10 protein-coding genes and 1 pseudogene are annotated in these 9594 nt (G+C 49.0%); 5 read left to right on the top strand and 6 right to left on the bottom strand.

The genetic code is table 11. The annotated features are described in order from the left end of the window. Positions 1-9: 9 nt before the first annotated feature. The 6 genes and pseudogenes from P1U71_RS16950 to P1U71_RS16930 all read right to left on the bottom strand — a co-directional run bounded on the left by P1U71_RS16950 (position 10) and on the right by P1U71_RS16930 (position 5760). Positions 10-741: a hypothetical protein gene (locus P1U71_RS16950; RefSeq protein ID WP_301106856.1), complete on the bottom strand. Its 732-nt coding sequence runs from the start codon at positions 739-741 to the stop codon at positions 10-12. A gap of 129 nt (positions 742-870) precedes the next feature. After that, positions 871-996 (bottom strand): annotated as a pseudogene (locus tag P1U71_RS18065) (DUF6538 domain-containing protein); the annotation flags it as partial. A 360-nt stretch (positions 997-1356) separates the two neighbouring features. After that, positions 1357-2664: a magnesium transporter gene (gene mgtE, locus P1U71_RS16945; protein WP_301106855.1), complete on the bottom strand. Its 1308-nt coding sequence runs from the start codon at positions 2662-2664 to the stop codon at positions 1357-1359. After that, positions 2654-3514, bottom strand: coding sequence for a hypothetical protein (locus P1U71_RS16940; RefSeq protein ID WP_301106854.1), 861 nt, complete (start codon positions 3512-3514; stop codon positions 2654-2656). Before P1U71_RS16940 ends, mgtE begins: the two co-directional genes overlap by 11 nt. Beyond that, positions 3507-4346: a hypothetical protein gene (locus P1U71_RS16935; RefSeq protein ID WP_301106853.1), complete on the bottom strand. Its 840-nt coding sequence runs from the start codon at positions 4344-4346 to the stop codon at positions 3507-3509. The genes P1U71_RS16940 and P1U71_RS16935 overlap by 8 nt, the downstream gene beginning before the upstream one ends. A 4-nt stretch (positions 4347-4350) precedes the next feature. Next, positions 4351-5760 (bottom strand): hemolysin family protein, encoded by a 1410-nt coding sequence (locus tag P1U71_RS16930; RefSeq protein WP_301106852.1) that lies wholly within the window; start codon positions 5758-5760, stop codon positions 4351-4353. Between the two features lie 146 nt (positions 5761-5906). On the opposite strand from P1U71_RS16930, the gene P1U71_RS16925 reads away from it, so the two are divergent. The 5 genes from P1U71_RS16925 (at position 5907) to P1U71_RS18060 (ending at position 9588) form a co-directional block, all read left to right on the top strand. Next, positions 5907-6287, top strand: coding sequence for a hypothetical protein (locus P1U71_RS16925; protein WP_301106851.1), 381 nt, complete (start codon positions 5907-5909; stop codon positions 6285-6287). After that, positions 6280-6765, top strand: coding sequence for a RimK/LysX family protein (locus tag P1U71_RS16920; RefSeq protein ID WP_301106850.1), 486 nt, complete (start codon positions 6280-6282; stop codon positions 6763-6765). Before P1U71_RS16925 ends, P1U71_RS16920 begins: the two co-directional genes overlap by 8 nt. 5 nt (positions 6766-6770) lie before the next feature. Further along, positions 6771-7700, top strand: coding sequence for a 30S ribosomal protein S6--L-glutamate ligase (gene rimK, locus P1U71_RS16915; protein WP_301106849.1), 930 nt, complete (start codon positions 6771-6773; stop codon positions 7698-7700). Then, the gene (locus P1U71_RS16910; protein WP_301106848.1) at positions 7693-8736 is read left to right on the top strand and encodes a succinylglutamate desuccinylase/aspartoacylase family protein; all 1044 of its coding nucleotides are present in this window, start codon (positions 7693-7695) and stop codon (positions 8734-8736) included. Before rimK ends, P1U71_RS16910 begins: the two co-directional genes overlap by 8 nt. 633 nt (positions 8737-9369) lie before the next feature. Further along, entirely contained in the window at positions 9370-9588 is a 219-nt protein-coding gene (locus P1U71_RS18060) for a demethoxyubiquinone hydroxylase family protein (RefSeq protein ID WP_367281214.1), read from the top strand. Positions 9589-9594 lie beyond the last annotated feature (6 nt).

The following is a 9594-nucleotide window of genomic DNA, read 5'->3' as shown; positions in this document are numbered from 1 at the left end:
AATCATCTCTTATGCAAACTCAATAATTTGTCTCATGAATGCTGAACGGGAACAGATGGTTAGTCCGGTAAATACGTTCTTAGAGACATACCCGTTCTTTTCAGCCCATTTGAATAAGCCGTGGTATGCATTGAGATGTTTATTAATTGTTTTCACATGCATCCGCTCTACACCCACAACCGCGATAGCATCTTCAAACTTAAGCCCCCTAGTCTTCGGGTTCGAATTAATGTTCTTGGGCACCTGCTGCAAAGTGCTCTTCACCTTTTGGGCACCCTTGGAGTTAATAGAAGTACAGGCGATGTCAGTACCCAGAATGGCAAGCAGCAAATTATAGATTGCCTGATATTCCTTCTCCGACTTTTTTGTCCAATTGCCGCCCCTTACTCTCTCCTCCACAAACCGCCTGACAAGCTCACTGAGAGGGGTGTCCATACCTTCGCTTGAGGATGGTGGGCGGGAAGGCTCAGCAGAGCTTGAGAGGTCGTATTCTTCCATCGACTTGTCATAATCAAGAACATGTTGGCAATAAGCTTTGTAAGAGCTCCTGAACTCCGTTTCCATAGTTTGATAGGTATCGCTGCCTTGAGAGACGGGAAGCCCATACAGGGCGATCAGACGGTCCACAGGCGGCTTTTCGTCGTTAGCCGTAAGGTTGAATATTTCTGGTGCGGCGGATGTTAAAATACTCGACCTGAGGACGTTTAGCTCGAGCTCGCTCAGGCGTCCTTTATCAGCCATTGACGACTTCCGTTGCTCTAGCAGGCTGGCGAAATGCGACTTAAGCAGGGTTCTTATTTCGTGATATTTCATATTTTTATTGGCAACGCTACTCAGCAATTCATCAGCCCAGTATGATAACCACCGTGACAATTGCATGGCAAGGCGATTATCTCTCGTTTCCAGAGACACTCTTATATGCGTGCATTTATTGTAAGGATGGAGGGCCTTAGGAATAGGCCAACGGAAATAGAAGACGTTGTGTCTGGAAAGCATCAGGTAGGTAGATATATGCATGGATAATGGCTCACTTCAATGTGCCACCATCAAAACTAGGTATCTAATGCATTGATTTTAAAGATAATGGCGGAGGGTCGGGGAGAAACCGCCGCATTTTTCCGATGTAATTATATCAAGGGGTTAGAGCTAAACTGCCTCCTTGCATCGTTTAATCCTGTACCAGTTTTCTGTACCAGTCCAGTGGATTTGCACTTAAGTGAAAATTTACAATAGGTTGCCCCTTGATGAGCCTGAATGAAGCCATATTGATTGTTTTTCCTGAGCTTTGGCCACGCGGGCCGGCAACTATCAAGAGCTTTTCTAATAACATGAAACCATAACTAAGTTATCTTAATGTCAAAGCATTGACGACAATAGAGTCGCAATACCAAGGAAGGAAAAGAACCCTGCGATGTCAGTAACGGTTGTCAAAACGATTGATGAGGCGACTGCCGGGTCCTGACCCAATTTGGTCAAGACAATCGGGACAACAGCCCCGGCAAAACCCGCGGCGACCATTGCCAGAACCATGGATAGCATTATGACCAAAACCAGCCCCAATGACCCACTCCAGAAAAACACCCCAATTCCGCATGTAGCGGCCACTGCCAATCCATTTACTAAACCTACATTCAATTCCTTAAACATAACCCGCAATCCTTGGCTTGTAGAAATCTCACGTAACGCCAAGCCGCGCATGGTCACCGCCAGAGCTTGAGCGCCCGCGTTACCTGATTGACCGGCGACGACAGGAAGGAGAACCGCCAGTGCCGTGAATTGGGCGATAGTATTTTCAAACAATCCAACGACAGCTGCGGCCATAAAAGCCGTTAGCAGATTGATCTGCAACCAGGGTAACCGTCGGCGTACAGCAAAAAGCGGCTTCGATAGCGCTCGCTCATCCTTACTTGCACCAACCATTGTCTGGATGTCTGCGGTAGCGTCTTCTTGAATGGTATCAACCAGGGCTGTGTGTTGTATCACGCCTATCAAAACGCCGTTCAGATCGACGACGGGCAGATCGGCAAGACGATCACGCTCAAGTAACTCGACAACCTCATCCTGCGATGACAACGGATTGACGTAGGCGGTCACCGGCTTGGCCAAGTCTTGCAAGCGGTCGTCTGCGTCAGCGACGGCTATGTCTTGAATAGAGACCTTTTCGGTGAGACGGTTTTCCTCGTCGACCAAGAACAGGCTTCGGGAATTCTTCGTTCTACGCTGCCGCAATTGATTAATGGCCTCTGACGCCGTTGTCGTCATTCGAAAAGTCGCATCGACGGGGTTCATCAACCGCCCGGCGCTACCCTCTGGATAGCTCATTAGTTTTTTAATATCTTCAGCAATCCTGGTATCCATTTGCGACAAATACCGGCCGCTATCGGGTTCAGGCAGGGACGCGAGCAAGAGTGCGGCTTCATTGGGTAAAAGTTCGGACAACAGATCCGTCGCACGTTTGTCAGGAAGCTTGCTGAGTAATCGTGTGGCAATTGGTGTCATTAAACGCCGCCAAACCGGAACTAAAACTTCGACGCGCTGTCGCGTTAGAGCAATCGCGGCCTCGTCAGCTGGCAAGGCTTCAAGAAGACGTGCGGCATCCCAGGGATGGTCAAGTAGGAAGCGACGTTCCAGCGGCTCAATAGCGGCATCAATATTACCCGTCATGACTGGCCTCCAAATCTGTTATAGGTCCTTGAATACTTGCTGAGTTTAAAATCAAGCCGAGCAGTCCTACAAAAGCAACAAAACATCCACCGATGAGATGCGTCAGGATTGAATCTGACTTCACGCCGGGGGGGTGCCGTTGCGCGGCGACGATGCCCTGACGGGCTAGGCTATGCGACAACGTGCCAAGAAAATTACCTTTTCGGCCAACAACCGCGAGAGCAGCGTGGTCACCCCAAAGGGGAGAATCAATAATAGAGGCCAAAGTGGCCCGGTTGGACACGGTCGGCGCTCCGGTTTTAATCAGGTCCTTCAATACCGCCTTACCGTCATTTTGGACGAGCCGCGATATCCGAACTACGCCAACGAAACGATGTGCGTCATCAACGACGAATAATTCATCACCTTCAGGGCGCGTTTTCCGTTTCGCATATTTTAGGGCATCCGCAACCGTATGCGATTGCGGCAAGGGTGATATGCGCTGGTTCATCCAGGCACCCACGGAATCCAACGGATGCCTGAGCGATTTTTTGAAGTCTCTCGCCAGATCTTCCGGTAGGGCATTCAAAGCGGCGTTGCGATTTTCATCGTTCATTACCCGCAAAACACTTGCTGCGTCCAAAAACGACATGGTGCGCAAAATAAGAACGACCCGATCCGTTTCGAGTTGTATAACACATTGCGCTGCGGCAAAAGGCGTCATGCGCCCCAAGGCCAGAGCGCTTGCATAGCCTGGTAATACGTTAATCAGAGCAGTAGCATCATCTGTCGACAGATTTTCGAGGACCCGCGCGGCAGCGTTGGGATTGCGTTCGATAAACGCAATGCTTAAAGGGAGGGTGCTAGTCATCGACAATATCCTCCCCTTTAAGTGTAATTTTTTTATGGAAGTAAACTTCGCCTGGCACCGTCGACCGCCCCCCGGACGTTTCCAGGACAACTCCCGTCGCGGTGAATTCCAAAACTTCACCTTCTTCATCATCGATGGCAAGAACCTGACCGGGCGAATATTGTTGTTGCAGGTAACGGGCACCTATCAGATTGGCCGCCAGTGGGCGCGCGCCCAAGCCAAATGCAAGTGCTATTCCGCCCATTACGGCCGCCATAAAGATGGCAATAATGACGATCAGGAATGTCACGTCGATGCCAATCTGTTCGATGGCGATAATCCCTGCCGTCAGGAGGATGGCCCATTGCGCAAAAGCACCGATCAATTCGCCCTGATGGATTGCCATGGAGGATAAGGTCGTCGCGACAAGATCACGAACGGCGGCACCGAGCAGATAACCGACAATTACAATCAGCACTCCAACTAAAACTCGAGGTAAATATCCAAAGATCACTGACAGCCAGGAGGAAAAGGTATCAAAATTAGCAACATCAGCAGCAAGTGTGATGGTAAAGACGATGGTCAACCAATAGACCACATTTCCGATCATATGGGCTGACCTTGGAGATAAACGAAAACTGGCAAGACGGCCTGTCGGCATTACGGTTTCAAACAAGCGGTTCAATCCGTCACTCATACGTACCGCCGTCGCACGCAAAACCCGGGCGACTAACCAGCCCGCAGCCAGTATAACAATGGCGCCCAAAAGCCCGGGTAATGCGACGATAAAATCACTCAGCAACTCCATACTTGCAATCTTGACATTCGCAAGCCAATTTGACGCATCTTCCATATGCTTATCCTCCTTTAAGGGGCGGGGGGCTAGATTTGAGCTCACCTGTATTCGTGTCGGTAGTTTCCGGTAATTTCGCTTCCGAATTCAGATCGTTAGAATCCAACACCTCCGTCATCGTCTCAATTCGTATTTTTTCGACATGACGGTCTTTCATCGCCAATACAGTAAATTTAAACTCTCCGATATTGACGGTGTCTCCCTTGACGGGCAGGCGGGAAAGCTCGCTCATAATCAGGCCGGAGATCGTATTCACGGTCATCGGTTCTTCGACTTGAAAGCTTGTTTCCCGTTCAAGATCTGCGAGTGGTGCCAGACCGTGAGCTTCCCAGTATGTTTCTTTCCAAATAATGGGGTATACCGGTTCAATCTTGTCGGTCTCATCCGAAATCTCACCAACGATTTCTTCGAGCAGGTCCTCCAGTGTCACCACGCCTGAAAAGGCACCATATTCATCAATCACGCACGCCATGTGCGAGCGTGTCTCACGCATCATGTCAAACATTTCTGTAACCTTGAGGGATTCCGGAACGGCGAGCGGATCGCGACAATAAGCCTCTAGGTTCTGCCAAGGCGCTTGCGTTCCATCAATAATGGCGTTCATCAAATCGCGCACCAAGACAATGCCAACAAGATCGTCCAGTTCGCCGTTTAAAACAGGAAACCGGGAATATTGACTCTTTCTGATTACATTGAGATTCCGTTCGCCGAGTGCATCCAGTCGCAAAACCTGTGTTTCAAGTCGCGGAATCATCACACGCTCGACGGTACGTTCATCAAATTGGAACAAATTATGTAACATTGCTGCGCGTTCGGCCGCCACTTCGCCATGCTCGGCGGAGACATGGATTAACCCGCGCAATTCATCGCTTGTCAGAACATCAGCATGGCTTGCCTCACGAACATTCATTGATCGGAGTATTGCGCGTGACGACCAGTTTAGTAGCCAGCTCAAGGGAAAAATTACTCGGTAAAACCAGTGCAGCGGATACGCCAGTAGCATAGCGATGGATTCGGCTTTTCGAATTGCATATGTTTTTGGCACCTGCTCACCGACAACGATATGTAGTGACGAAAAGACTATAAATCCGACCACAAAGGCGATTGTATGCAGGGTTTCCGCGGACAAATCCAACGGAGAAAGAACGGGCGTTAAAAGAGCGGCAACGGCCGGTTCTCCCAGCCAACCCAAACCGAGTGAGGCCATCGTGATCCCGAGTTGGCAGGCTGATAAATACGCATCAATATCACCTTTGATGGAAAGCGTCAGTCGGGCCGTTTTGTTGCCCGCGCGCGCTTTTGGCTCAAGTCGAAAATTGCGAGCCGAGACCAGCGCAAATTCAGCCGCAACGAAAAAGGCATTGGCAGCGAGTAACGCAACAATGGCGGCTACTTGATAGGCAATGGAGCTCAATTGAAAATCCCTTATTATATAAAATATATACAATATAGATAAATTAATTTTACTTATAAGGAAAGAAAATTTTGCATTTTGTTATTTTATGATTATGCTAATAACAGAATTTGAGCAGGAAATTGATATGATTAGGAGAGGTAAAGTTGCCAGGTAGTTTAGATTATTCAAATGCGGATGTTGTCGATCGTCTAGTCTCACTTTATGACCACTCGTTCGGCGGAAAACCGCGGGGCCGCTATCGCATTTCCATGAAATTGATGTGCCGAATAGTAAACCAACGGCGATTATGGCCCGAGCAAATCGAAGCGATAAGACGCGGTCTGTATGAAACCGGGCATATTCTGATCGATCTCGGCACCTATTTTGTCGTCGTTAACCAGCGAACTTTTTTCAGCTATCGACGATTGAATGAAGCCAGCATAGCGACTCTTGAGGATGCGCTTGCGGGTGATATGGCCGGTGGAATTGAGAATGAACCATCGGACATATCCGATGATCCTGCTCAGGTCGCTTCGGATGACTAATGTGAAACCACGCAATGATAAAATGGTTATCGGATGGCGCGAGTGGGTCACTTTCCCCGGTCTGCTGGAAGAAGCTGTGAAAGCCAAGATAGATAGTGGGGCTAGGACATCGGCGGTTCATGCCGTTGATATTCAAACCTTCACAGAACGTGGCGCGCCCCATGTTTCCTTTATTCTTTATCCTGTGCAGAGACGTCGGGAACCGGCCGTCAAATGTATCGCGGAAATCCGTGACGAGCGTGAAATAATGAGCTCAACCGGCCATCGCCATCCGCGTTATGTCATTGAAATCGACGTAGGTTTGGGGGGCACGACCTGGCCTATTGAAGTGACGTTAGCCGACCGTGCACTTATGGGCTTTCGATTGCTGCTTGGGCGGCAGGCCTTAAAGGGCGGCTTCTTGATCGACCCAAGTCGTTCATTCATCGCTAGCCGCAGTTTTGCAGAAGTTTCAACCAAGTTCACTAACGAAAGGTGAGTTTTATGAAAATCGCTCTACTCTGTCGAAATGCAGAACTGTACTCACATGAACGCTTGATCGAAGCAGCTGAAGCGCGAGGCCATCAAATCGATGTTATTAATCATCTGCGTTGCTATATCGATATCGCGTCCGGTGATCCTGAAATTCATTACAAAGGTGAGTCTTTGAAAGGCTACGATGCGGTTATTCCTCGTATCGGGGCCTCAGTTACTTTTTTTGGCACTGCTGTTCTACGGCAGTTTGAGATGATGGATGTTTATCCGGTCAACGAGTCGGTTGGCATTTCGCGATCTCGCGATAAACTGCGGAGCATGCAGTTGCTGTCTCGCGAAGGTATCGGCCTGCCGGTTACCGTTTTCGCCCATCGCACCTCGGATGCTGCAGAGGTTCTAAAACTTGCCGGCGGCGCCCCCGTTATTATCAAGCTTTTGGAAGGAACCCAGGGTATTGGTGTTGTCTTGGGAGAAACGCCCAAATCAGCGGAAAGCATTATCCAAGCTTTCGGTGGCACTGATACCAATATCTTGGTCCAACAATTTGTGAAAGAGGCCAATGGCGAAGATTTGCGCTGTATCGTAGTTGGCGAAAAAGTTGTTGCGGCTATGATCCGTCGCGGAGCAGAAGGAGATTTCCGGTCGAATTTACACCGCGGAGGCTCCGCGGAGGCCGTCAAAATTACAGCGGAAGAGCGATCAACCGCCCTAAAATCGGCCAATGCAATGGGACTGAACGTCTGTGGTGTTGATATGCTGCGATCAAACGCTGGTCCGGTGGTGATGGAAGTGAATTCGTCACCAGGACTGGAAGGCATCGAGAAAGCCTCCGGCATTGATGTCGCCTCAAAGATTATCGAATTCATTGAAAAGAATGCTAAGGCTGGCCGCACCCGCACAAAAGGCAGCAAAGCCAAAAGGAGCCCAAAGCTTGCGTAAACCCTTTGAGCTGGCCAGCGAAACAATTCCCGCTGGTCAGCGAAAGATCGTTGATATCCCCCTTAGCATGATGTCTGACCACACGCCGGCAACATTGTCTGTTCAGGTCATTCATGGCAAGCGCGACGGGCCGACAATTTTTGTCAGTGCGGCAATTCACGGCGACGAAGTCCTTGGTGTTGAGATCATTCGCCGGCTTGGTCGGTTAGTCGCCTTGCGCCGGGTATCAGGTACCTTGTTGTTAGTGCCAATCGTCAATTCGTTCGGCTTTATCGGTCACAGCCGCTACCTGCCGGATCGTCGTGACCTCAACCGGTCGTTTCCGGGCAACGCCAAGGGGTCGCTGGCATCGCGCCTTGCTCATATTTTTCTGAATGATGTGGTTCAGCGATGTGATTGCGGCATTGATTTGCACACGGCGGCGATACACCGCAACAACCTGCCGCAGGTGCGCGTTGACCTGCGAAACAAGAAGGCGCGCAACTTGGCTGAAGCGTTTGAACCGCCCGTCATCCTGAACTCATCGCTGCGAGATGGTTCCTTGCGGGCCGCCGCCAGCCAACTCGGCGTTCCTGTCATGGTTTTCGAAGCAGGAGAGGCGCTACGATACAGCGATTTTGCTGTTCGTGTCGGCGTCGCCGGTGTCCTGAGAGTCATGCGACACATGGGCATGGTCGCAAAGAGCGCCGTTCAGACAAGTAATAGGAAGGTCAAGAAAACACCTGTGGCGACCCAGAGCGCGTGGTTGCGAGCGCCGGAAGGCGGCCTGTTGCGTGCGCGACACGACATTGGAGACTATATTCACGAAGGCGACATCCTCGGTTTGATTTCTGATCCCTTCGGGGAGCGGGAAACCGAAGTGCGGGCCACAAAAGATGGTTTGATCGTCGGCGCAGTGACAATACCTTTGGTGAACCAGGGGGACGCCCTGTTTCATATCGCCTTTTTGCCCAAGGCCGCCGCGTCTGGCGCCTCGATTGAGGCCATCGAAGGAGAAATCGAAAGCAATCCGATGTTTGATGATGACGAGCTGTGACCTGATCCGATTTTTTGTGCCCTTAATCCGGCATTTAAATACCAGAAGTCTTCGATACTAAAGTTCACCAAAATACAAATCGATACCAATTGCTGATAAACAACCATTCCTCCCTTAAAATTATGGACCTCTGATAAAATTATTTGGGGGACTAATTGGGGTATGATGCCACTAGTGTTTTTCTCAATATTTTGTTTTTGTTTATAAATTAAAGCAAATGGCGGAGGTTCGTTCCGCCTACAAATAATGCTTATAAAGCCTAATTCGTAAATTTAAATTTCTACCCATTTTTCTACCCACTTTATAAACAGCAGAAAGCATCAATTCATATTGCTCAGCATTCCAAATGTATATTTCATGCTTGACCAGAATAGCGGAGCAAAAACCAAAACGGCGACCAATGCCAAAATAATGCCCAGAGTATTTTTTAACAACCCCGGCGGCCTCTTGATCGCATACAATAGTACAACACAATAGAAGCAAAAAAGAATAAACAGGTGAATTGGAACTATTTGAAGAAAGGCTCCTATTCCTCCAGAAATCATCAAATGATCCACCTACAGCTACCTTCTTCCTAAAGCTCCTCTTATTACTAGCATAATATTAACCCATTTTCTCGTTTTGTGAATAGTTATGCTATCGTTGCTACTCTATTCGTCACTTATGTATGGCAAAGAAATAATGACATTTTCGACTTTGAGGCCAGCAAAAAAAACAGCCGAAAAAATGATAAAGGTCGATCATGCTGGAGAAAATGGCGCGGTTAATATCTACCGAGCCCAACGAACTGTTGCCCTTTTTCGATCCTGTTCCCGTTCAGCATTCATGAGACAAATTATTGAGTTTGCATAAGAGATG

It is taken from the genome of Sneathiella sp. (genome assembly GCF_029233945.1).
GTDB lineage: Bacteria > Pseudomonadota > Alphaproteobacteria > Sneathiellales > Sneathiellaceae > Sneathiella.
This window is presented reverse-complemented; position numbering and strand designations above follow the sequence as displayed.